The sequence below is a fragment of the Klebsiella sp. WOUb02 genome (genome assembly GCF_050058015.1).
Lineage (GTDB): Bacteria > Pseudomonadota > Gammaproteobacteria > Enterobacterales > Enterobacteriaceae > Klebsiella.
This window is the reverse complement of sequence record NZ_CP170110.1, coordinates 2,603,194-2,626,052: the sequence shown is the minus strand read 5'-3', so window position 1 is coordinate 2,626,052 and position 22,859 is coordinate 2,603,194. Positions and strand designations below refer to the sequence as shown.

Annotated in this window: 24 protein-coding genes and 3 pseudogenes; 19 read left to right on the top strand and 8 right to left on the bottom strand. The window is 51.7% G+C overall.

The genetic code is table 11. The features are described from left to right. Positions 1–20: 20 nt before the first annotated feature. From ABOC21_RS19665 to ABOC21_RS19655, 3 genes are all read right to left on the bottom strand, one after another. Entirely contained in the window at positions 21–1,070 is a 1,050-nt protein-coding gene (locus ABOC21_RS19665; RefSeq protein WP_426812973.1) for a LacI family DNA-binding transcriptional regulator, read from the bottom strand. 201 nt (positions 1,071–1,271) lie between these two features. Next, positions 1,272–1,520 (bottom strand): helix-turn-helix transcriptional regulator, encoded by a 249-nt coding sequence (locus ABOC21_RS19660; protein WP_426815541.1) that lies wholly within the window; start codon positions 1,518–1,520, stop codon positions 1,272–1,274. Next, complete coding sequence (locus ABOC21_RS19655; protein WP_426812972.1) at positions 1,426–2,010, bottom strand: AraC family ligand binding domain-containing protein; 585 nt, start codon at positions 2,008–2,010, stop codon at positions 1,426–1,428. The genes ABOC21_RS19660 and ABOC21_RS19655 overlap by 95 nt, the downstream gene beginning before the upstream one ends. Positions 2,011–2,121: 111 nt before the next feature. Here ABOC21_RS19655 and ABOC21_RS19650 point away from each other — a divergent pair, with 111 nt between their 5' ends. From ABOC21_RS19650 to fucK, 6 genes and pseudogenes are all read left to right on the top strand, one after another. Then, positions 2,122–2,514, top strand: a complete 393-nt coding sequence (locus tag ABOC21_RS19650) for a nuclear transport factor 2 family protein (protein ID WP_426812971.1) — start codon at positions 2,122–2,124, stop codon at positions 2,512–2,514. Positions 2,515–2,596: 82 nt separating this feature from the next. Then, positions 2,597–2,983, top strand: coding sequence for a VOC family protein (locus ABOC21_RS19645; protein WP_426812970.1), 387 nt, complete (start codon positions 2,597–2,599; stop codon positions 2,981–2,983). A 115-nt stretch (positions 2,984–3,098) separates the two neighbouring features. Then, positions 3,099–3,431, top strand: coding sequence for a DUF1294 domain-containing protein (locus ABOC21_RS19640; protein WP_426812969.1), 333 nt, complete (start codon positions 3,099–3,101; stop codon positions 3,429–3,431). 51 nt (positions 3,432–3,482) lie between these two features. Then, a pseudogene (locus ABOC21_RS19635) lies at positions 3,483–3,632 on the top strand (SMP-30/gluconolactonase/LRE family protein); the annotation flags it as partial. Positions 3,633–3,861: 229 nt separating this feature from the next. Then, positions 3,862–4,335 carry a YhcH/YjgK/YiaL family protein gene (locus tag ABOC21_RS19630; RefSeq protein WP_426812968.1) on the top strand — a complete coding sequence of 158 codons (474 nt, stop codon included), beginning with the start codon at positions 3,862–3,864 and terminating at the stop codon, positions 4,333–4,335. A gap of 329 nt (positions 4,336–4,664) precedes the next feature. Next, positions 4,665–6,080: an L-fuculokinase gene (fucK, locus tag ABOC21_RS19625; protein ID WP_426812967.1), complete on the top strand. Its 1,416-nt coding sequence runs from the start codon at positions 4,665–4,667 to the stop codon at positions 6,078–6,080. On the opposite strand, the gene fucR is transcribed toward fucK, so the two are convergent. Continuing rightward, positions 6,067–6,768, bottom strand: coding sequence for an L-fucose operon activator (fucR, locus tag ABOC21_RS19620; RefSeq protein WP_426812966.1), 702 nt, complete (start codon positions 6,766–6,768; stop codon positions 6,067–6,069). The two genes, fucK and fucR, sit on opposite strands and share 14 nt — an antisense overlap. Positions 6,769–7,038: 270 nt before the next feature. Between fucR and ABOC21_RS19615 the strand changes: the two genes are divergently transcribed. From ABOC21_RS19615 to ABOC21_RS19570, 10 genes and pseudogenes are all read left to right on the top strand, one after another. Continuing rightward, positions 7,039–7,689 (top strand): L-fuculose-phosphate aldolase, encoded by a 651-nt coding sequence (locus ABOC21_RS19615; protein ID WP_426812965.1) that lies wholly within the window; start codon positions 7,039–7,041, stop codon positions 7,687–7,689. Between the two features lie 145 nt (positions 7,690–7,834). Further along, positions 7,835–9,333 (top strand): IS3 family transposase gene (locus tag ABOC21_RS19610; RefSeq protein WP_426812964.1). Its coding sequence is split into 2 segments (ribosomal slippage): positions 7,835–8,276 and positions 8,276–9,333, totalling 1,500 coding nucleotides; the frame shifts between segments, so codons are not numbered across the junction. A 533-nt stretch (positions 9,334–9,866) separates the two neighbouring features. Then, positions 9,867–11,421: pseudogene (locus tag ABOC21_RS19605) on the top strand (BglG family transcription antiterminator). A 26-nt stretch (positions 11,422–11,447) separates the two neighbouring features. Then, complete coding sequence (locus ABOC21_RS19600) at positions 11,448–11,918, top strand: PTS sugar transporter subunit IIA (RefSeq protein WP_426812963.1); 471 nt, start codon at positions 11,448–11,450, stop codon at positions 11,916–11,918. Between the two features lie 19 nt (positions 11,919–11,937). Further along, positions 11,938–12,252, top strand: a complete 315-nt coding sequence (locus ABOC21_RS19595) for a PTS fructose transporter subunit IIB (protein ID WP_426812962.1) — start codon at positions 11,938–11,940, stop codon at positions 12,250–12,252. 22 nt (positions 12,253–12,274) lie between these two features. Continuing rightward, positions 12,275–13,366 carry a PTS fructose transporter subunit IIC gene (locus ABOC21_RS19590; RefSeq protein ID WP_426812961.1) on the top strand — a complete coding sequence of 364 codons (1,092 nt, stop codon included), beginning with the start codon at positions 12,275–12,277 and terminating at the stop codon, positions 13,364–13,366. 11 nt (positions 13,367–13,377) lie between these two features. After that, a complete protein-coding gene (locus ABOC21_RS19585) occupies positions 13,378–14,229 on the top strand; it encodes a class II fructose-bisphosphate aldolase (protein ID WP_426812960.1) in 852 nt (283 codons plus the stop codon). Between the two features lie 82 nt (positions 14,230–14,311). Continuing rightward, positions 14,312–15,172, top strand: coding sequence for a ketose-bisphosphate aldolase (locus ABOC21_RS19580; protein WP_159237654.1), 861 nt, complete (start codon positions 14,312–14,314; stop codon positions 15,170–15,172). Positions 15,173–15,220: 48 nt separating this feature from the next. Next, positions 15,221–16,138 (top strand): ROK family protein, encoded by a 918-nt coding sequence (locus ABOC21_RS19575; protein WP_426812959.1) that lies wholly within the window; start codon positions 15,221–15,223, stop codon positions 16,136–16,138. Next, positions 16,135–16,821, top strand: coding sequence for a D-lyxose/D-mannose family sugar isomerase (locus ABOC21_RS19570; RefSeq protein ID WP_426812958.1), 687 nt, complete (start codon positions 16,135–16,137; stop codon positions 16,819–16,821). Before ABOC21_RS19575 ends, ABOC21_RS19570 begins: the two co-directional genes overlap by 4 nt. 241 nt (positions 16,822–17,062) lie before the next feature. On the opposite strand, the pseudogene ABOC21_RS19565 reads toward ABOC21_RS19570, so the two are convergent. Next, positions 17,063–17,410: pseudogene (locus ABOC21_RS19565) on the bottom strand (DUF6538 domain-containing protein); the annotation flags it as partial. Between the two features lie 298 nt (positions 17,411–17,708). Here ABOC21_RS19565 and ABOC21_RS19560 point away from each other — a divergent pair. Together ABOC21_RS19560 and ABOC21_RS19555 are read left to right on the top strand one after the other, a co-directional pair. Next, entirely contained in the window at positions 17,709–19,028 is a 1,320-nt protein-coding gene (locus ABOC21_RS19560; RefSeq protein ID WP_426812957.1) for a tyrosine-type recombinase/integrase, read from the top strand. A 300-nt stretch (positions 19,029–19,328) separates the two neighbouring features. Next, the gene (locus ABOC21_RS19555) at positions 19,329–19,859 is read left to right on the top strand and encodes a low molecular weight protein arginine phosphatase (protein WP_426812956.1); all 531 of its coding nucleotides are present in this window, start codon (positions 19,329–19,331) and stop codon (positions 19,857–19,859) included. A gap of 75 nt (positions 19,860–19,934) precedes the next feature. On the opposite strand, the gene ABOC21_RS19550 is transcribed toward ABOC21_RS19555, so the two are convergent. Next, positions 19,935–20,183: a GlsB/YeaQ/YmgE family stress response membrane protein gene (locus ABOC21_RS19550; RefSeq protein ID WP_426812955.1), complete on the bottom strand. Its 249-nt coding sequence runs from the start codon at positions 20,181–20,183 to the stop codon at positions 19,935–19,937. Positions 20,184–20,472: 289 nt separating this feature from the next. Between ABOC21_RS19550 and ABOC21_RS19545 the strand changes: the two genes are divergently transcribed. Then, entirely contained in the window at positions 20,473–20,787 is a 315-nt protein-coding gene (locus ABOC21_RS19545; protein ID WP_426812954.1) for a hypothetical protein, read from the top strand. A gap of 138 nt (positions 20,788–20,925) precedes the next feature. Here ABOC21_RS19545 and ABOC21_RS19540 read toward each other — a convergent pair whose 3' ends face one another. Further along, positions 20,926–21,822, bottom strand: a complete 897-nt coding sequence (locus ABOC21_RS19540) for a DAPG hydrolase family protein (RefSeq protein WP_426812953.1) — start codon at positions 21,820–21,822, stop codon at positions 20,926–20,928. A gap of 21 nt (positions 21,823–21,843) precedes the next feature. Further along, entirely contained in the window at positions 21,844–22,425 is a 582-nt protein-coding gene (locus ABOC21_RS19535) for a TetR/AcrR family transcriptional regulator (protein ID WP_426812952.1), read from the bottom strand. Between the last annotated feature and the right edge of the window lie 434 nt (positions 22,426–22,859).

Here is a 22,859-nt window from a genome sequence, read left to right as displayed (position 1 = left end):
CGCAACGGAAGGCGTCAGCTTCAGGACGCGGGCGCCTTGCGTACCGATTGCCGACGGACCAGCGTGGGAGGGAAGAGAAACTCTGCCGGCGCAAGCGTCGGGTTCTCTATTCGTTCAATTAACCGCTCGACCATCACTTCGGCCATCTTTGCCAGCGGCGGCATGATGGAGGACAGCCCGGGATAAACCAGCCCGGAGAGCGGGATATTATCGATGCCAATAATCGAAATTTCCCCCGGCACGCTAATGCCGGCCTCGTGCAGGCCGGCCATCAGCCCAATGCCCAGCGCATCGTTTATGGCGACAACCCCGTCAGGACGCTGCGCCTGCTGGCAGATCTTTTTCGCCAGCGAGCGGCCAAGCTCGGTCATTTCGGTGTCGCCGTAGGCCGCCATCGTTTTCTCTTCGACAATCATCCCGTCGTAAAAAAGGCCGTGGCGGCGCACCGCGCTAAGAAAACCTTCAATTTTGTGCGCCCGGCTGGAGGTCATGCCGGCGACGGTGGTGAAGATCAGGCGCCGACATCCGCAGGCAATAAGATGCTCCGCGGCCATACGTCCTGCTGCGATGTTATCCATCGAGACGCTGTCGAGCGTCAGGCCGCCGGATTCAGCACAGGTGGGCATGCGGCTGTCGTAGTTGACCATCATCATGCCCTGCGCGGCGGCCTGGGCAAAATGCGGCTTTTCAATATCGCAGGCGGCAACGATAATCCCGCGTACGCCGTGGGCAAACATATCGGCAATAAAGGCCTCTTCTTCTTCGATCTGCCGATAGGTGTTGCCGATCAGCACCCGGTAAAAGCGCTTTTTCGCGGCCAGATCCACTTCGCGGACCAGCGAGGCAAAGCTGGGGTTGACGATCGAGGGCACCAGCAGGCCAATCATTTTTGCCTGCCCCGTTTTTAGCTGCTGGGCTACCCGATTCGGCAGGTAGTTCAGCGCCTGCATGCTGTGCTGAATACGCGCCAGGGTTTCAACGCGCATCTGATCGGTGCGCCCGTTAAGCACGTTGGATACGGTACTCACCGACACGCCGGCGTGCTTTGCGACATCGCGAATGTTTGCCATACATCTCCTTTGCAGCAATTTGTGAATGGCAGAGTCTTTATCGCATTCAGCATCGCTTTTTTACTGGGATTCATAAACTACAACGGTTTAGTGTAACGTTACAGTTCGCGCTGTCAATGGCGTAATGCTGAGCGCAAGCTGGCGGTTTGTTCGTCCGCGATCCCCGCCGGGGCGAACGGGCGCGATGCGCCAACAAGGGGGTTATTTAGCGATACCGAGCTGAAGCTGACCGGGCGTATTGCCAAACCGTTCACGAAATACTTCGATAAAGGCGCTGACGTTGGCGTAGCCGCTGCGCGCGGCAACTTCGGCGATCGGATCCCCTGCCAGCACCCACTGGAGCGATGTCACCACCTTAGCCTGCTGTCGCCACTGGCAAAAGCTCAGGCCGGTCTGTTCGCGGAACAGGCGGCTGAGAGAGCGAACGCTGAGACCCCAGCGCTGGGCCAGCTGCGCCTGGCTCAGCGGGCTGTCCGGGTGGGCGAGCAGCTGGTCGGCAACGTTGCGCGCGCGGCGATCGGTCGGCAACAGCAGGCTGCAGCGGAAGTTCGGCCGCGTGGGCGATTTCAGCCGTCAGCAGCGACAGCAGGCTGGAGGCGTAATCCGCGGGAAAGCCCGGCCAGGGGCCGGCGCACAGGCGCTCCAGCAGGGCCTGAATAAAGCTATCGCTACCATAGATCCCGGGCGCTGGCGGGAGCCTCGCGCAGGTCGCCAGGTGCAGATAGAGGCTGGTCCCGCCGAGCTGGCCCGGCACCTGAGCCCGGTGGCGAATGCCGGCGGGAAACCATCCCACGGAGCCCGGCGTCACCGTCCACTGCGCCTGTTCGGTCTCGACGACCATGATGCCGGTTTTAAGCCAGTAGATCTGACCCTCGTCATGCTCATGCCACTCCGTGACGTGGCCGCGCTGGTAATCAAAGGTTTCGGTGCGCATCATCATGGCTGATTGACCGTATATAATGTCCAGATACGGCTATCGTACCACGGCCGCGATCTTCTAACCTTAATTCAGCCCGGCGTCGCGCGCCGCATCGATGAATTAAGGAATAAAATGCACAAACAAAGTCAGATCGTTATCGACGCCCTGCGGGAAATCATTACGAACCCGCGGCATGAGGAGGATAAGATCGCCCTCTATTTCTCTCCTGACTACCAGCAGCAGGTGGATGGAAAGAGCCTCGACTATCGAGGATTCGTCGGGCATATGGCGTTACTTAAGTCGCTGACTGCAAAAATGAGCCTTACGGTTTTGGCCGTTGCCGGCGATGGCGATACGGTGTTTACCCATCACCATGTCAACGTGGATAAAAAGAGCGGCCAGCAGAGCGAAATTGCGGTGATGGCGCGCTTTACCCTGGCGTCCGGGCGTATTGTGCGCTGCGATGAGCTTACTCGCCTTCTCGTTGGGGAGCCGGAGGATCGCGATTTAGGCAGCCGCGGGTAGAGCGTCACCCGCGCTGGGCTATGCGGTTATATGACCGGGATTTTTTTGTATATTACGTTTTTAAATCAAGAGATTATTGTTCATGAAGCCAGACATTGACTACGTATTTCATCACTTTGGCATTCCTCTTCAGGACGGGAGGCAGGAGGGCGTATTCAGCGAAAAAGCGGGAATGTATACCCACGATAACCCGGGGAAGTTCCGCGTCCAGTGGCACCGGTTTACGCCGGATTCCCCGCTGCATATCTTGCTTAAAACGGTCCCGCACGTGGCGTTTAAGGTTGATGATCTGGCTGCCGCCATACGGGGAGAGGAGGTGATTCTCGGGCCGTATGAGCCCGTTGATGACTATTTTGTGGCGGTTATTAACGATAGCGGCGTGCCGATAGAGCTTATTCAAACCACGCTCTCTGACGAAGAGCTGTGGAGCAGGGCGCGCTCGGGTAAAGGAAGCCTGTATCGTCAGTAAAAATCGATTAACCACAGCTCGAAAGTCGCGTGTCGAATATTGCGTCTTACCGCTTCTGAGCAGGAAGAGGTATAGTGGCCCCCCTGTTTCGGCTTATAAACGTTACCTCGGATCAATGAACCTCAATCGCTTTTGTTATCTTCTTCTCGGCCTGGCGGCCCTGGGCTGTCTATTCCTTCCTCACGTTTTGGCCATGTGGTTCTTACTTGTTAACGCGCTGACGCTGGTGATTTATGGCGTCGATAAAATGGCGGCCCGCAAAGCCTGGCGCAGAATCCCTGAACTGACGTTGCTGATTTTTGGGCTGGTGGGCGGATGGCCTGGGGCGATTATGGGCCAGCAGCTCTTTCGCCATAAGACGCAAAAGCAGCCCTTCAGGCGCTATTTTTTGCTCAGCGTGATGCTGAATATCGCGGCGCTGGCGGCGTTATACCGACTCTATCCTTGAGCTATCAGGGGGGGGGGCGAGCTGGGTTTAGAATTCCCGGATCGGACCCTGGATGGCGTTATCATTTTCGACAAGATGGGCAACAAAATTGGTAAAATTGACGTGCCGGAGACCGTGTCGAATTGTACGATTGGCGGCCCGGATAATAATGAGCTATATATCACGGCCACGACCTCTTTATACTGTATACGAATACGTTAACCTGCGAGGATGATATAAAACCGGCAACCATCGGTCATTTCATAAATGATTACGGCGAGATTAAACGTTTTTATATTTAAAGTAATATGTTGAATAGTCCTGCCCTGGAGCAGCGTTCATATTTTTTCGCAATATGCTAATTTCGTCCTTTGGCGGTGGACGGGTTTCCTGGCAGGATTATTTATGTCTATGAGGCTGTAAATCAAAAATTTCTGCAATGGAGAGTATTATGATCACCGGGCATATAGATAACACCGACCTGCAATATTATTCTCCTGCGGTAAGGTACGCGCTGGCGTACCTTGCTAAACAGGACTTACCGGCTTTACCATCGGGAGTGCATACCGATGAGCAAACCGGGTGGCAGGTTCAGGTTCAGGATTTGCAAACAAAACAGGAACAGGAGAATTATCCTGAAGCTCATCGCCGCTATATTGACCTGCATTTTTTAGTCACCGGTCATGAAACTATTTATGTTAAAACCCAACCCGTCGATCTTGAGATTCACGAGCCCTATGACGCCGTCAGGGATATTATTTTTTATAAGCCGGTAGCCGATGAAACCCGAATCAGGATGCTGACAGGCACCTTTGCGGTGCTGTTTACCCAGGATCTGCATCGTCCTAACTGTGCGACAACGGTGCCCGAGGCAATTCGTAAGATCGTGATAAAAATTCCGTTAACCGATCTCATGAAACCCTGAGCGAATATCGCTGGTTGCATAATGAAAGTTGACTGCAGGGAATATTACGCTCACGGCGCGGTCCTGGACAACGCCCGGCTATGGCTGCATCTGTCGGCAGGGAGCCCGCCCGACTGCCCGCTTGCTCTCTGCTGGATGAAAACGGGCAGAACCGTGCGCGCCGTATTGCCGTTAAGTGGCGGTTTTTAGTGATCCTTTTCACAGTTCAGCCGCATAGTCTCGCCCCTGATAGCGATGCCCCTTTTCAATCACTCGCGAAGTGATAACCATCCCCTACAGAAAATATACCGCGCCCCGGCGAGGGGCCGGCCTGGCGGGGAGGGGATAAAATGCAGAAAGAGATGGTGATCGTGCTGGACTGCGGCGCAACCAATATTCGCGCTATGGCCATTGATGATCGGGGTAACGTGTTGGCCAGCGCCCACCGGCAAAACTTTACGCTCAACCCGCCGGAAAACCCGCAGTGGCACATCTGGCCGCTGGCAAACATCATGGAAAGTCTTGAACACTGCTGCCGGACGCTGGTCGGGAAACTTCCGCAATATCCGGTGCGCGCCCTGACCATTACCGCCTTTGGCGTCGACGGCGCGCTCGTGGATAGCCGCGGGGCGCCGCTGTATCCGGTGATCAGCTGGAAATGCCCGCGTACTGAAGCGGTGATGAATAATATCCACAAGTACCTGGCTCCGGCCGAGCTGAAGGCTATTACCGGCGTGGCGCCGTACAGCTTTAACACCCTGTATAAGCTGATATGGCTGCGGGAGAACGTCCCCGATGTATTCGAACGCGCCCACGCGTGGCTGTTTATGTCGTCGCTGATCGGCTTTCAGCTGACCGGTGAAATGACCACGGAAAGAACCATGGCGGGGACCAGCCAGTTGCTGGACGTCGCCAAAGAGACCTTTAGCGAGCGGCTGCTTGAGGCGATCGGCATTACGCGATCGCTGTTCCCGCGCATGGTGAACTCCGGCGAGCCGATCGGCGAGCTGCAGCCGGCGGCGGCGGCCCGCTTCGGGCTTAAACCGGGCATTCCGGTGATTGCCGGCGGCCACGATACTCAGTTTGCGCTTTACGGTTCGGGCGTGGGGCTTAATCAGCCGGTGCTCTCCTCGGGTACCTGGGAGATCCTGATGGTGCGCTCGGCCAGCATCAATACCGATCTGCTGCAGTCGCACCGCGCGGCGACCTGCGAGCTGGATAGCATTGGCGGCTACTTTAACCCCGGCTGCCAATATCTGGCCTCCGGGGTCCTGGAGTGGGTCCGCGAACTCTACTGGCCGGGGGCGCCCGCTCCGCAGGTTTATCAGCAGATGCTGCAGGAGGCCGGGCGCGTGCCGGCAGGCTGCGAAGGGGTAACGATGCGCAGCGATCTGATGGGCGATAAGCAGGCCGGCTGGCAGGGGGTGACGCTGTCCACCCGGCGCGGACATCTGTACCGCGCGGCGCTGGAGGCGCTGTCGCTCCGCCTGCGCGAACAGTTGACGATGCTGGAGGCGGTAGCCGGATTCAAAGCCAGGGAACTGGTGCTGGTCGGCGGCGGCAGCCGCAACGCGCTGTGGAATCAAATTAAGGCCGATACCCTACAGCTGCCGGTGAAGGTGCTGGCGAAGGCCGAAACCACCGTCGCGGGAGCCGCGATGTTTGCCTGGGCCGGCTGCGGGGTATACCGCAGCGCGGATGAGGCGCGGGCGCAGGTGAGCTTTGATTATCAGACCTGGTTCCCCGGCCAGCCTAGCGGCGGATAACCGCGGTGACCGCCGCCACGTTGCCGATAACCACTTCGCTGCTGCGGGCTATTTTGCTGGAATCCACCAGCAAAATACTTTGCAAACTCTTTTTCAGCATGAATTTTTTGAACAGCGCGTTGCCGTTATCGGTATCCCAGATATTGCCGTCGGCATCGATACCGTCGCAGGAGAAGATGAACAGGTCGATATCAAGATGGCGCACTATATGCAGCGGCGAGTCGTTGATGTAGCTGGCGTACTTTCTGTCCAGCGTGCCGCCGGAGCAGAGTACCCGGATGCGGGTTTTCTTTTCCAGTTCGGCGCAAATGCGGTAGCTGTTGGTGTACACCGTCAGATCCTGGTCCGCCAGCCGCTTCGCCAGATGCCAGCAGGTCGAACTGGCGTCCAGCGCGATGCACATCCCCGGCGTTATCCACTCGATGGCGGTCTCCGCCAGCGCGGTTTTTCGCTGGGCGTGGCTTTTCGATCGCGAGTCAAAGGCCATGCCCGGCCCCTTCGATGCGCCTTCCAGCTTCCTGGCTCTGCCGTACTCCCTGACCAGCAGCCCCTTGAACTGCAGATACTGCAAATCGCGGCGCAGCGTCTCCTTGCTGACGTTCAGCCCGGCCGCAAGCTCGCTGACGCGTAAAGACGCATTGCTGTTGAGCAGGGCAATAATCTCAGCCAGACGGGCCTGCCTGTTCATCTTTTCACTCCTCGTTCGCCGCGCAATCTTGCGCACTATACCCTAAATCATTCGGGTTGCAGGAGGGCGATGCGGCCAATTGCCCGTTTGCCCTCCCTCGACGGCAAACGGGCGCTGCGCGGACGGTTTTCAGCGGCAAGTTTTCTCCTTTTGGGCCCATTATTTTGACAATCATCACACATCTACATGGCTGACTATTGCCATCCGGGACGCCGCCAGAAGATATCGCCAACGTCATCCACCCTAGTTTGTTGCGCCGAGGAAAACACAATGGAAAGAACCGCTATTGCACGCCAGATCATCGACACCTGTCTGGAAATGAGCCGTATGGGGCTTAATCAGGGGACATCGGGCAATATCAGCGTCCGCTTTGGCGACGGGATGCTTATTACGCCGACCAGCGTCCCCTATGAGCAGCTGAGCGAAGACGATATCGTTTTTGTCGACGGGCAGGGACGCGCCGAGGCGGGCAAAACGCCGTCCACCGAATGGCGTTTCCACCAGGCTATTTTGCAGGCGAAGCCGGAGGAGAACGTGGTTCTGCATAATCATGCGGTTCATGCGACGGCGGTGGCCATTTTGAATAGAGAGATCCCGGCCATTCACTACATGGTCGCGGCGGCGGGCGGGAAAAAAATCCCCTGCGCGGGCTACGCCACCTACGGCACCCAGGCGCTGTCCGACTATGCGGTCACCGCCATGACCGGCTATAAAGCCACGCTCCTGCAGCATCACGGGATGATCGTCTGTGGCAAAACGCTGGAGAAAGCGCTGTGGCTGGCGCAGGAGGTGGAGGTGCTGGCGAGGCTCTATCTGCTGACGCTGGCGGTCACTCCGGAGGTGCCGGTATTAAGCGATGCCGCGATCGATGAAGTGCTGCAAAAATTCCACGGCTATGGTTTGAGCGATATTGCCCGCTAGCCCACTCTTCCCCCTCCGGCCTGAGGAATCTCCAGAAAAAGTGAAAGGCACGATGCAGTGTGATCTACTGGTGGCGCTAACCCCCCCATGTCAGGGTAGTTGTCGCCTCTGACAGAAAAATTTCCGGGGGCCGGAGAGGACAATAATGAACACTTATTCACCTGAGCGTAAAGCCGCTCTGATCGCCAGAATGATGCCGCCACATAATCAACCGGTCGTTCAGTTAGCCCGTTCTGAGGGGATCCCGGCCAATACGCTTTATGCCTGGCGTACTCAGGCTGGCGTTCGTGTAGCGGAAAGTCAGTCAACGCCAGAATGGTCGCAGGACGCCCGCTTTGCCGTTCTCGTTGAAACCGCACCGCTTTCTGCTCATGCTGTGGCTGAATACTGTCGCCGTAAAGGTCTTTATCCTGAGCAAATTCAGCAGTGGAGGGACGAATTTATGCAGCCCGGTCAGCGTGAAGAAAGAGCCTTGATTAAAAAGCAGAAAAAAGAAATTCAGCAACTTAACCGTGAAATAGCCCGCAAGGACAAGGCGCTGGCTGAAGCCGCGGCGCTGCTCATTCTGGAAAAAAAGCTGAAGGCGTTCTTCGCCGAAGAACGCGAGGACGAATGACACCCGCGGCCGACAGATTACAGCTGATGTCCATGGTGCAGGAAGCCCTTGATGCCGGCGCCCGGCAGCACGCAGCCTGTCAGTGTGTGGGTATCAGCGAACGGACTCGCCAGCGCTGGCAACGCAGCTCTGATGACCGGCGTCCCGCTGCCCCCCGGCCGGTGCCGAAGAACAGGCTCAGCGCTGAAGAGGAGCAGCTGGTGCTGGCTGTCTGTCATGAACCCCGGTTCGCCAGTCTGCCACCGGCACAAATCGTCCCGGTGCTGGCCGATGAAGGTCGTTACATCGCCAGTGAATCGACGTTTTACCGGGTACTGCGGCGTTACGGCGAAGTCAGTCACCGGGGACGTCAGCAGGCTCCACAAAGCAGGCCGCTGTCGACCTGGAAGGCAACAGCGCCGAACCAGGTCTGGTCGTGGGACATCACGTGGCTGAAGTCGCTGACGGCGGGCCACTGGTTCTACCTGTATCTGACAGAAGACGTGTTCAGCCGCAAAATCGTGGGCTATGAAGTGCATCCGGTAGAAAGCGGGGAATATGCGGCAGAGCTGGTAAAGCGGACAGTGCTGAGCGAGCGTTGCTGGCAGGAGCCACTGGTGCTGCATGCGGATAACGGGGCCCCCATGAAGTCACAGGTGCTGCAGGTGAAGCTTGCGGAACTGAAGATAACCGCGTCGCACAGCCGGCCACGGGTAAGCAACGACAACGCCCACGTGGAGTCGCTGTTCAGGACGCTGAAATACGTCCCGGCGTGGCCTGAGAAGGGCTTCGCGTCGCTGGAAGAGGCCCGTGCCTGGGTGGAAGGCTTCGTCGGCTGGTACAACGAAGAGCACCGGCACAGCGGTATCCGCTATGTGACGCCGGGTCAGCGGCACAGAGGCGAAGACCGTCAACTTCTGTCACAGCGAAAATCGGTGTACGAGGCCGCGAAAAAGCAGCATCCGCACCGCTGGTCAGGGGCAACGCGAAACTGGAGGCGGCAGGAAGAAGTGTGGCTAAATCCGGAGCGGGAAACGCGGGCCGCATGAATCAACTGAGGCGACAACTACCTTGACACGCACCGTAACAAATCAGAAGAGATCTCATCGTGCCTTTACGCACAGTGTGCCAGAAATTCTTTTCCCCGTTTTTACGCGGGATTCATTCTTTCCTCATTAACGTCCTCACTTCCATTGCTGTTGCGCTCTGCAACGGCGCTGAACCCCGGATGCGGCGCGAACGCCTTATCCGGGCTACGATCCGTGCCCATGGCGGGTGATAAACCGTTGCGCTACCGGAGTTTGGGTGCCCACTCCAGACATCTACAAAATAATTATCTGATTTAAAATTTTATCCTCCCCATATTTGCGAGCGCTATCACGTTAATTAGCGAAAAAAGTGTGATCTGCGCTGCAAATATCTCTGAGAACCCTCATCTTGTCTTATTCTCTGTCCGGAAGGCAGGACACGATTTAGTATTGTCGTTATTTCAATGCCCTTTTATATTTATCATCACGGATTGCAAGTGGAGCTTATCTGTACAGAGCTTCTTAATTATTTTTAATCTGTGTAAGGGTAAATAATGCAAATGATTACCTCGCGACAAAACAGATTATTGAAATTCCTTCTCCCTCGAAGGGAATTTATTACCTTGTTAAAAATCGCTGAATACTTAAATGTTTCAGAAAAAACCATTCAACGCGATTTACGCATACTGGAACCGTGGTTAGCAGAATGGAGTATCGGCATAAATAAACGTGCCGGTGCCGGGGTAATGTTAAGCGCAGATAATATAACGGACCTGTTACACCTCGAACAGCTGCTGGGTGCAGAAGGTGACGATACCGATGGTATGATGAACAATTCCCGGCGCGTGAAAATAGCCTCACAATTATTAAGCGAAACGCCACATGAAACGTCAATCAGCAAATTGTCGGAACGCTATTTTATCAGCAGCGCTTCCATCGTTAATGACCTGAAAGTGATTGAGTCCTGGATTACCCCGCTAGGGCTGACGTTGATTCGCAGCCAGAGCGGAACGCATATCGAAGGCAGCGAAAGTAGCGTACGCCAGGCAATGGCAGCGCTGATTAACGGCGTCATTAACCATAATGAACCGGGTGGCATGATCTATTCTCGTCTTGACCCGGGCAGTTATAACGCGCTGGTTCATTATTTTGGCGAAGAAGATGTTTTATTCGTTCAGTCATTATTACAGGAGATGGAAAACGATCTCTGCTGGTCGCTGGGCGAGCCGTATTACGTCAATATTTTCACCCATATTCTGATCATGATGTACCGCATTACGCGCGGCAACGCGCTGCCGAAAAAGGACGACAACGCGAGCGCCTTCGATGAAAACATCTTTTCCGTTGCCAGCCGCATGATTCAGCGTATCGAGACACGCATTGTCCATCCGCTGCCGGAAGACGAAGTCTGGTTTATTTATCAATACATTATCTCTTCCGGTGTGGTCATCGAAGAGCATAACGACGTCAGCGTGATTGGCCATATGCACTCCAGCGACGAGGCCCGGCTGATTACCCACCGGCTTATCGCGACCTTCGCCGATATGGTCGACAGCGACTTTAGCCAGGACATTGCACTGTACGACGGGCTGCTGATTCATATTAAGCCATTGATTAACCGCCTTAATTACCAGATTCGCATTCGTAACCCGCTGTTGGACGATATCAAAGGTGAGCTGCAGGACGTCTGGCGGCTGACCCAGTGCGCGGTGAACCGGGTGTTCAGCGGCTGGGGCGAACAGGCGGTGTCGGAAGATGAAGTTGGCTATTTGACCGTGCATTTCCAGGCGGCGATGGAGCGGCAGATTGCCCGCAAGCGTGTGCTGCTGGTCTGTTCGACGGGCATCGGCACGTCACACCTGCTGAAAAGCCGCATCCTGCGAGCCTTCCCGGACTGGACCATCGTAGGCGTGGTTTCCGCAGGGAGCCTGCCGTCAATGCTGACGGAGGATATTGAGTCTGGTGGTCTCGACGATCAATCTGCCCGCCATTGCCCGGTCGGTGGTGTATGTCACCGCCTTCTTTAATGATGCCGATATTAAACGCGTGACGGAAACGGTCATCACGGAAAAATTGCATCGTGCGACGTCTCTGGTCGTCGAACATTAATGTCTGAATTCCATGAGGTATGATTAATGGACATAACGAAAATCCTGAATACGAATCGCGTTATTTTAGATATGAAGGCCACGAATAAAGCTGAGGCAATTGAAGAGCTAACCGATCTGTTGCAAAAAGACGGTGCGATTAATTGCCGGGAAACGTTTATTCAGGATGTCTGGCAGCGTGAGTCGGAAGGGTCGACCGGCTTCGAAAACCATATCGCAATACCCCATGGAAAATCGTCGGCGGTGGTCAATACCACTCTGGCGATTGGGCGCACACGCCACGATATTCCCTGGCAAACCCTCGATGGCAGTAACGTGCGCTGCATTATTTTGTTTGCTGTACGGCTTGAAGATCAAAATACCACGCATATCCGTCTGCTGTCTCAGGTGGCGGGTGCTCTGGCGGATGAGGAGATTATCGAGCAATTACTGGAAGAGAGCAGTCCACAAAAGATTATTGACTTGTTCAGTCAATATGCTGAATCCGATGTTTGCTAAATAAAAAGTGGAGCATGTTATGAATATTGTTTGTGTCGCCGCCTGTACAGCGGGAATTGCACATACGTATATTGCCCGCGAGAAGTTAGTTAAAGGCGCAAAAGCGCTCGGGCATAATATTAAAGTGGAAACTCAGGGCACTATCGGTACTGAAAATGAGTTACTGGCGGAAGATATTTCCGCAGCCGACGTCGTTATTCTTGCGGTCGATGTCAAAATAAAAGGAGAAGAGCGCTTCATTAATAAACGCATCGTGCGAGTTAAGACCGAAATTGTAATAAAATCACCCGTTCAGTTTCTTGAAAAGGTCGAAAAATCATTAGCTAATGCATGATCCTTATTCGGAGGGATCTCACATGAGTGGAAATAAAGTTCCTGTTTCGCAGGAAATTAAAAGACATCTTTTGACGGGCATCTCGTGGATGATTCCGTTAATTGTGGCGGCAGGGATCTGTATTGCCCTCGGCCAGGTACTCGGCGGCACAAACGTTGGCGAAAAAACGGGCACCATCCCCTGGATGCTCAATCAGATTGGCGGCTGGGGAATGGGGTTGATTGTCCCCCTGATCAGCGCCGCGATTGCCTATTCCATTGCTGACCGTCCCGGATTCGCGCCGGGCCTGATTGTCGGCTTTGTCTGCGGGCAAATTCATACCGGGTTTATCGGCGGGATGCTGGGTGGTTTCCTGGTAGGCTACACCGTCCTGCTGCTTAAGCACTATATTCGTCTGCCGAAATCGATGCAGGGTCTGATGCCCATCATGGTGCTGCCGGTGCTGAGCACCATTATCGGCGGCCTGCTGATGATGACCCTGATCGGCAAGCCCATCGGCTGGCTACAGGAAGCGCTGATCCACATGCTGGAGTCGATGCAGGGCGGTTCACGCTTCCTGATGGGGGCCATCCTCGGGGCGATGGCAACGTTCGACTTCGGCGGCCCGGTGAACAAAACCATGTCGCTGTTCGCCGATGGGCTGCTGGTGAGCGGTGTATACGGGCCGGAAGCGGTGAAGTTTGTCGGCTCCATTATTCCGCCGTTCGGCATCACCCTCTCGTTCCTGCTGACGCGCCACAAATACACCCGCGCTGAACGCGAAGCGCTGAAAGCCGCCTTCCCGATGGGGATCTGCATGATTACCGAAGGGGTTATCCCGATTGCAGCGCGCGACCTGCTGCGCGTGGTCGGCTCCTGTGTGGTGGCCTCGGCGGTTGCGGGTGGCCTGATCATGGTGTGGGGCGTGGAAAGCCCGGTGCCGCACGGTGGCATGTTCGTGGTCCCGCTGTTTACCCATCCGCTGCTGTTCTGCCTGGCGCTGGGGATCGGCACGGTTATCTGCGGCGTGATGCTGTCGCTGTGGAAGAAATCGGTGACCGAACGTGACGAAGAGTTTGACGAACTCAGCGAGAAAAAGCTGAAAGACGAAGAGATCACCTTCACCCTGGAATAAACGGAGACCCTATGTTTGCCGACATGAAAAGCATGGTGACCAAAGCCTGGCGTGAACACTATGCGCTGCTCGCCATCAACTGTATGAATCTCGAAAGCGCCCGTGCTGCGGTGCAGGTTGCCGAGAAACACCGTGCGCCGATCATCCTGAACCTGTATCAAGGGCATCTGGCCCATTTCCCGGCCCCGGTGGCCGTGGCGTTGGTGAAAGCGCTGGCCGACGAGGCCACGGTGCCGGTCACGCTGGCACTGGACCACGGAAAAGATCCGGTGCGCATTCGCCAGGCGTTTCGCGCCGGGTTCAGCGGGCTGATGATTGATGCGTCCGCCTTCCCGCTGGAAGAGAACGTTCGCCAGACTCGCGCAGTGGTTGAACTGGCTGCCAGTGCCGGGCTGTGTGTGGAAGGGGAACTGGGCCATCTGGCCGATGCGCCGCGCTACGACCACGCCACCAATGCGGATCTGATGACCCAGGCCGCCGACGTTGAGCCGTTTATCCAGCAGACCGGGATTGACCTGCTGGCGGTGTCGGTCGGCACCGCGCACGGCATGTACGCCCCCGGCATCACGCCTGCTATCGATTTTCAGCGCCTGGAAGAAGTGGCCCGCAAATCAACGGTGCCCCTGGCATTGCACGGCGGCAGCGGTACCCCGTTTGACCAGATGCATCGTTGCCCGTCCTTTGGCGTAGCCAAGATTAACGTCGGTGCCGCGGTGTTTGAAGCCGGGAAAGCCGCGCTGCTGCATACCCTGTGTCATGACAATTCTCGCGAACTGGTGGATGTGCTGATGGCCATGGAGCAGGCCAGCGAGGAAGCCATTATTCCGTATCTGCAGGCCAGCGGCGCCATCGGCAAAGCCTGATTCATTTTTTCTGTCACGCCTTCTATGCCTCTGCAACGACGCACCGGCAGGGCTTGCTACACCCTGAAACTGGAGAGTTAACATGTTAATTTCAATGAAAGAGTTACTGAAACCCACCCGCCAACACGGCTTCGCCATTGGAGCGTTCAACGTGGCGGACAGCTGCTTTATCCGTGCGGTGGTGGAAGAAGCGGAAGCCACCAACACGCCTGCCATTATCTCCATCCACCCCAGCGAGCACGATTTTGTCGGGGATACCTTTTTCAGCTATGTCCGCGATATCACGATGCGCAGCCCGGTACCGTTCACCCTGCACCTGGACCACGGCGCGTCCGTCGAGCATGTGCTGCGGGCAATCCAGTGCGGGTTCACCTCGGTGATGATCGACGGCTCGCTGCTGCCCTATGAAGAGAACGTGGCGCTGACCAAAGAGGTGGTGCGCCTGGCGCATGCGGTGGGTGTTTCGGTGGAAGGGGAGCTGGGCACTATCGGCCAGACGGGCACCTCCGTGGAAGGCGGTGTGTCGAAAGTAACCTATACCGACCCGGCTCAGGCGGAAGATTTTATTGCTCGCACCGGGGCAGACACCCTGGCGGTGGCGATCGGTACGGCGCACGGCATTTACCCGAAAGGGATGCAGCCGGAGCTGCAAATGAACATTCTTCGCGATATAGCCGGGCGTCTGGATATTCCGCTGGTGCTGCACGGTGGTTCGGCCAACCCGGATGCGGAAATCGCTGAATCGGTGACTCTGGGCGTGGGCAAAATCAACATTTCCAGCGACATGAAACACGCCTACTTCCAGAAAGTGCGTGAGATCCTCGCCAGAGAAAGCTGGTGGGATCCGAACGTGATCTACCCGGATGCGATCAACGCCGCACGGGATGTGATCCGCCACAAAATGAAGCTGTTTGGATCGACCGGGAAAGCGTCACTCTACTAAGGCCATCGAGGCGGGTTCGCCCGCCTCTTTCGCAACAAGGAAAGGGATATGGACTACCTGGGGTTGGATATCGGCGGCACAAAAATCGCGGCGGTGGTGATGGATGCGCAGGGGCGGGAAATGGCCCGTTATCGCTGCCCGACGATAAAAGCGAGCTATTCGCAGTTTGTGGAATCGGTGGTCGCCTTTATCGACCAGATTCGCCATGACAGGCAACAGTCGATGATGACGGGGATTGCCCTGCCGGGCAGCGTCTCGCCGCTGAGCGGGCTGATTAAGAACTCGAATATTCAGGTGATTAATGGCCGCGCGTTGCAGACGGATCTCCAGCAGTTACTGGGGCAGACGGTGGTGATGGCGAACGACGGCAACTGCTTTGCCTTGTCGGAAGCCTGCGACGGTGCGGGGCTGCAGCATGAGGTAGTATTTGGCATTACGCTCGGTACCGGCTGCGGCGGCGGAATAGCCATCAATCGCCAGCCGTTCGTTGGCTCGTGGGGGAATGCCGCCGAGTGCGGGCATATCGCCCTGCCGGGCTACAGCGAGCGGCACGACGGGCCGCCAGCACGCTGTTACTGCGGCAAAGACAACTGCGTGGAGTCGTTTGTCTCGGGAACGGGCATCAGTAAGCGCTATCAGCTTCTTAGCGGGCAACATCTGTCGGGCGATGTGATTGTGGCGCTGGCACAGCAGGGGGAACCTAATGCCGTACGGCAGGTGGCGCGGTTTCGCCAGCAGCTTGCCCGCACGCTGGCAACGGTGGTGAACCTGCTCGACCCTGGCGTGATTGTGATTGGCGGCGGGCTGTCGAATGCGGCGTTGCTTATCGCGAACCTGGACGCTGACGTGGCCCCCTTCGTTTTTACCGATCATTTCTCCACCCCTATCGTGAAAGCTCATCACGGCGACAGCAGCGGTATGCGCGGCGCTGCCTGGCTCGCCATTCGAACCGGGAGAACAGAATGAAACGTTCACAGATTAACTATACCATTGATAAAGCCCATGCCATCGCCGAGACGTTCCGGGTGTGCCTGCCGGAGTTTGCGTTTTTTACCGCCGATGCCTGGCGAAAGCAGTCGCTGGAGGAGTGGTGTGAGGTGCTGGATCTGCAACTGGGCTGGGACATCACCGATTTTGGCCGGGGTGATTTCGGCAAGATTGGCCTGACGCTGCTGACGTTGCGTAACGGCGCGCTGAATTCGAGCGCGTACTCGAAGCCGTATGCCGAAAAGATGCTGCAAATTCAGCAGGAGCAGCAGACGCCGTGGCATTTTCATACTCATAAGATGGAAGACATTCTGAACCGGGGCGGCGGCGATTTGTGTATGCAGCTCGGCTGGGCGACGGATGAGGCGTTGTTTGATGAGCGGCGCACGGTTGAAGTGAGCGTGGACGGGCGGCGACGTACCTTTAAGCCCGGCGAGACGCTGGTGTTAAAACCGGGGCAGGGTGTGTGCCTGCCGCCGCGTTTGTATCACCGTTTCTGGGCCGAGAAAGCGTTTGTGCTCGGCTGGGAGATTTCGATGGTCAATGACGATACGCGCGATAACCATTTCCTCGAACCCGGCGGGCGTTTCCCGGCCATCGAGGAGGATGTGCCCGTGAATTGGTTGTTATGCAACGAATACGATCGTTTGAATGTGACCTGATTTTCCCGGATGCATCGTAAACGCCTTATCCGGGCTACGCATCGTACCGACGCGCCAGCGGGTTTCGGTGCCTGATGCGGCAGCGCTTTTTCTCCCTCTCCCTCAGGGCTGAGAGATCCCCGGTAATATGGTCAGTTTCCCATGACCATATTACTGTACTCTTTACCTAACGTTTTCAGTGCATTAACGACATTCAGCCGCCTCAGTATTCCGGGCTCATGCCGCAGAACCTCAACCGCCCAGCAAGCCAAAAAAGTGGGATATTCGTATCAAGTAGACGCTGCGCCACTTGTTGCAGGGAAGCGCTCGTTAAACCGCAAAATTCAGTGAGGCTGATCATTCCTTCTCCAGCCAAAGCAGGCGCACTGCTTACCAACTTTTCTCTATCCAATTTTTGATACTCACCCAGACATCGCTGCCAGACAACCAATAGACCTGCGGCAATCGCTCGCGCTTTTCTGATGTCGTTTGTTTCTGTTGAAGCGTGAATCTCACGCTGTCCCGTGTAGAGACGGTATCGGGCGGGAACTGCAATACGGACAACATAAATACCGCTGCTACGGCGATACAGATTATCACGTTGAGCCATCGGCTGTAGGGCCTCTATGTAGGAGAGGCTACGCGATTTCACTCTGAATGGATTTAATGTTAACTAAATCAATAAGATAGAAATGACTGGTGCCGATAATAGGAGTCGAACCTACGACCTTCGCATTACGAAAATAAAAAAGGTCGATTTCAGCAAGTTTCACTACATCCCATACCATACCAATAAAAACATTAAAATCATATATTTAATTTAAAATACCGTCTCATATTGTTCCATCAGATTTCACTCTATACAATGCTAAATAAGTACGCCAGTAAGTACGCGAGATGAGGTCAAAATGGGAACCATGATCACCCAGGACAGACAGGTAGCAAACCTGACGCCAGAAGAGGGCAAAACCCGTATTGTCGTCAGCGTTAAATCAAAAGCAGGTTCTGGTTTATCAATCGAATCCCGCTCTGGGAGTCGAACGAAGAGCTGGCTGTACCGCCCTTACCTCAACGGGAAACAAATCAAAATCACCTTGGGTGCTTACCCAGCGATGACGTTGGCTCAGGCGCGTGAAGCGCATGCAGAAGCGGTAGAACTGGTCAAGCAAGGTATTGATCCACGCTATGCCCGTAAAACGGAAAAACAGCAAAATGAGCAAATGCCTATTTTTTCAAAATTGTGGGAAAGCTGGCTGGCATTCAGAGCAACAAGTAAACCCATTGGTGCACGCACACTGGCAGATTATCTGGGGACATATCGTCGCCATCTGGAAAAAGGATTAGGTACTGTACGGGTCTATGATTTATCCAGAGCCGTTATTTACGAACATCTGATCCGCGTAAGAAAGACCAGTGTCGAAGGTGTTCGCAAAGGGCTTATCCTTCTCAATATGACGCTTGACCACGCCGCATTACAGGGATTGATCGACCATAATCCTGCTCGTTTGCTTAAACCTGCCATGTTTGGTGCCTCAATGGGTAAACCACGTGAACGGTGGCTACCACAAGACGAGTTGCAAATGTTATGGAAAGCACTGGACGAAGCTGGATTTGGTGGTGGTGCTATCGCCAGCGGAGGACGAGGTATCGCATCCAGCGTTATCCTTTCCCAAGCTATCGCCAATGCACTACGCATCATTATTCTGACGGGTGTACGGCGTTCAGAAGCAGTGAATATGCGTTGGGAACAAATTAATGGTGACCGCTGGACGATACCGGAAACCAAAAACGGTAAAAGTCATATTTTGACCCTGCACCCTCTTGCCCTATCCATACTGAAAACACAGCGCATCATTTCAGAAGGAGGTTGGGTATTCGAGTCCCTCAGCAAACCGGGTTTTCCCGTCACTGGTGATGCCATAACTCGTGCTCTTGAACGTTTAAGAACAAAGCATATGGCAGAAGTCGCAGCCTTCTCACCACACGACCTGCGCCGTAGCGTTGCAACGGGTTGTTCTGAGTATCTGGACGCACCTGAACGGTTGATTGAGCTACTGCTGAACCATGTCCCCAAAGATCGTTTGATCAGAACCTATCAAGTCGGTCAGCAAGCAGAGAAGCTACGAAATCTGTTTCTGAAATGGGGGGATTTTATTGAGTATGAGATCATTCAATCCGGCAATGACATTCCAGATAATGTCATCAACATTGATTTTGTGAACAAATAACAATTGCGCCATTATCATCATATAAAACATATAAAAAAATTGAAGATATTATATAGCAGTGTAAGACGCAAAAATAGCGTAGGTTAATTGTGCACTTTCATAAAACATCCATATAACAATAAAATGAAAAATCTTGCTATAAGTAAATCATATTTTTGAAATTACTTATTGTGCGGTATACATCATCAAGAGGATAAAATATCAATATTCGTAGTTTAAATGCAGTTGAATAAATGTAAGATATGCTTTTAATAAAAACACCATTTTCATGGTGTATTCACATGATACTTAAGGAATTAAATGAAAAAAGCAATAGTTTTTTTTGGATTGGTTTTGCTTTCAATAAGTTGTGTAACTAATGCTTCTGATAATATAGTAACATTCGTTTGCACAGGAAATACTGGTCGTAGTCCTATGGCAGAGGCACTGAGCAAAGAAATAATAAAGACAAAAAAACTGAATATTCTTGTTGCATCAAGAGGCGTAAATGTTGACCCAAAAGAATTAACACCAGAAAAAGGTACGATGACCGTATTAAAAGAAAGAAGAATTGACATATCAGAGCATAAGGCCACTCAACTAACAGAGACAGATATACAAAAATCTAGTCTTTTATTAACAATGACAGAAAAACACAAAGAAAAAATATTATTACAATACCCACAAGCAAAAAATAAAGTTTTTACGCTTTCCGAGTACGCAACGGGTAAAAATGAAGACTTAGTTGATCCATATGGTAAACCATTAGATGCATATAAAAAAGTAGAGAGTCAATTAGATAAATTATTGCCAATTGCTCTTGAGAAGGCTTCATCCAAAGAAAATAAATAATTTTACATTTAATCTATTGTTAATGTAATAAGGCCGTCACTGATAAAGCGACGGCTATACTAATACACCAATAAGCTAGCTTTTTATTTTTCTGTATATAAACAGGACAACTAAGGCACCAATTACAGCAACAACAAAGCTTCCAATATTAAATCCATCAACTTTGCCGTATCCGAATAAGGTGCTTATCCAACCACCGACCAGCGCACCGATAATACCAAGGATAACTGTTATGATAAAACCACCGCCATCCTTACCAGGCATTATCCACTTAGCTATAATACCCGCAAAAAGTCCAAAAACAACCCATGATAAAATACCCATTCTTTCACACTCCTGAGACATATAAGTAGTATAATTTTTATAACACGTGAAAATCATTCAGATCAGGATTTAAACGTAGTTAACAGTACAAGGGAATTAATATAATTTATCATTAGGATTATTCTTAAAACGAAAACCAGCAAGTTAGCAGGTTGTAACATTGACAATTAAAGACAGGTGGACCACAACATTGACGCGTACAAAAACCACTCAACTTGAAATAGACCGTTGATTGCTGTATAATTAACGGTTTAAAATCAATAGCGGTATATACAAAAAGAATTAAGCGATGCATATAAAATATTTATTTCTTGCCTACTGTCTTTTCATATCAAATATTTCCTACTCAGAAGAAGAATTCAAAGGAAAATGGCACTATATAAACCCAGATATTTCTGATATAGAAAAAACCAAGGCATGTAATGAGGGTTTTAGCAAACAGAACTTTTCAGAATTAATACAGGAATGTAAAAAAAATCTCAAAAAGAAAAATATCAGTGAACCAGAGTTGCCCTCTGGTAGTAATTTTAGTACATACTACCGGGAGAAGCGGAATCCAGTAACAAATGAAATAGAATATATAGAGCAGGGTGTAAATTGGTAGTAAAATTCGCCACAAAATCAGACAGAGATGTTAGCAACTTCAAGAGTTCGTCCCAAAAGTTGATGCGTGAGTTGTTAATGCTGCATTTTGAATGCAGCATTTAATACTGAATTCATACATTTAAAATGAAATATATTTTTAACTGCCACGTCCAAATTTTGAGTATAGTTCGGGAAGAATACTTGCCAGATTTGTGAATTCTGTTAGATCATGCATTGCCATTTCATATGACATGTCTATGATGGTATCTTTATTTACACCAGAGTTAATTAATCCTAGCAAAGCATTTTCACCTGAACCTGGAATTTTAGATATTCGACTAAACTCTTTATGCCCGCCAATAAAATAGCATGTAAAAAGTTCAAAGCCATTTTCGACATCACGCCCAATATGTAACATCAGCGTACTTGCTGAGTCTGGATGATCAAAAGGATGGGACCATCCACTTGCAGAGAATTTGAGATTATTTTTCTCTAATATGGTAGGGCTTAAACCTATATCAACCGGATCCATAAAGTGGATGACACCATCAAGATAAATACCACCTATATATTCTTTTATCCTATTAGGGTTACCATACATTTTTTCCGCATAGGATAAGTTGTTGTCATTTAACCTCTCAGGATATTTTACAGAATTATCTATGTGAGCATGTGGGAACCAAAGACTATATCTTTCCTTCGACTGAACATGCCAGGTAAACCACCACTGCATCATTTCAACAGAAACACCCTCCATATAATGCCGATGAAGATTAAATGTAACCAACCCTTCCTGCCCGTCGTCTACTGCACCATACACAGCATACGGAAAATCATCTAAATTTTCATAAAGAGTATTAATATTATCTATTGTAGGCGAAAAGGTCTGCTCTATTTTAACAGGTCCATTATTTATAAGCTTTAACAATTCATCAGGTAAGTTAAGCTCTGATTTAAAAAAAGCCGCATATGAAGTATCCTTAATACTCTGATAATTAATATCAAACTGTTTCTGTTGTTTTGGTGGAAAGTAGGTAACATGTGTGCTTTTCATAATAAACGCTCCAGGTAGTAACTACTTGATCATGTTTCTGATAAAAACAAGCAAGTTTTCAATGTTTATTTTGTTTTTTGTTAAATAAACCTGTGACAACCCTCCAAGTAAGAAAAAAATTACAACCCTTGATTCTCCAATAGGGAAATGACCACTTTGCATTGCCTTTTCGAATATAGGAGACATTTCGTTTATTAATGGATCAATAACTTTGGTCTGAATGACCTCTGACTTATCAGCATTAGATGTCATTTCATTACAAATCATCATTAAAAGTTCTGGTGCTTCTTTTGCAATATTGGTCAGTATATCCACAACAGAAGAGAGAGAATCTCTTACATCGTTATTATTTTTTATTATATTTTGAATCTGTATGATTAGATTTTTTTGTTTCTCACACAACTTATCAATCACAGCTAACCATAGGTGTTCCTTAGAACCGAAGTGATAACCTATCAATGCAATATCAACTCCCGCGCTTTTTGCGATCATGCGTGTTGTAGTTCTGTCGAACCCATTTTGAGAGAAACAATGTAATGCTGCTCTTAAAATTAAGCTTTTAGTAGATGAGGAACTATTTTCGCGTGGGCCTCTTTTGTTCATATAGTTACCCTAAATTTCATCATGTGATGAAATTATATCTGACTATTGATTTTGTCAAGAGATAGCGATGCCGATTTTCTGATTTAGTGTACTGTATGGTTTTCAGGTATTTCTCTGACTTCATGCGCTGCCGTTTGCTCTTCATGCCAAACCATTGAAAGTATGAGTGATAATGCTCAGGAAAGAGGATTCAGAATCACTAAGACGATTGATTTTAGCGCGTAGCGCTGTGTAGTAAAGAGAAGGCGTAGCTGGCTGAGCTGGTTGGGCGGATACTGATGCCCTGAGAGAGAAAAGCGAGAATTAAGAATACTTACTTTTGATGGGGGGATTACCCTGGCCTGCGGTGTCACTATCTGGAATAAATACCAATTGGGATAAGCTCTAAATATAAGCGTGCATTGAACAACACGCTTATATTACAGTAATTTGTT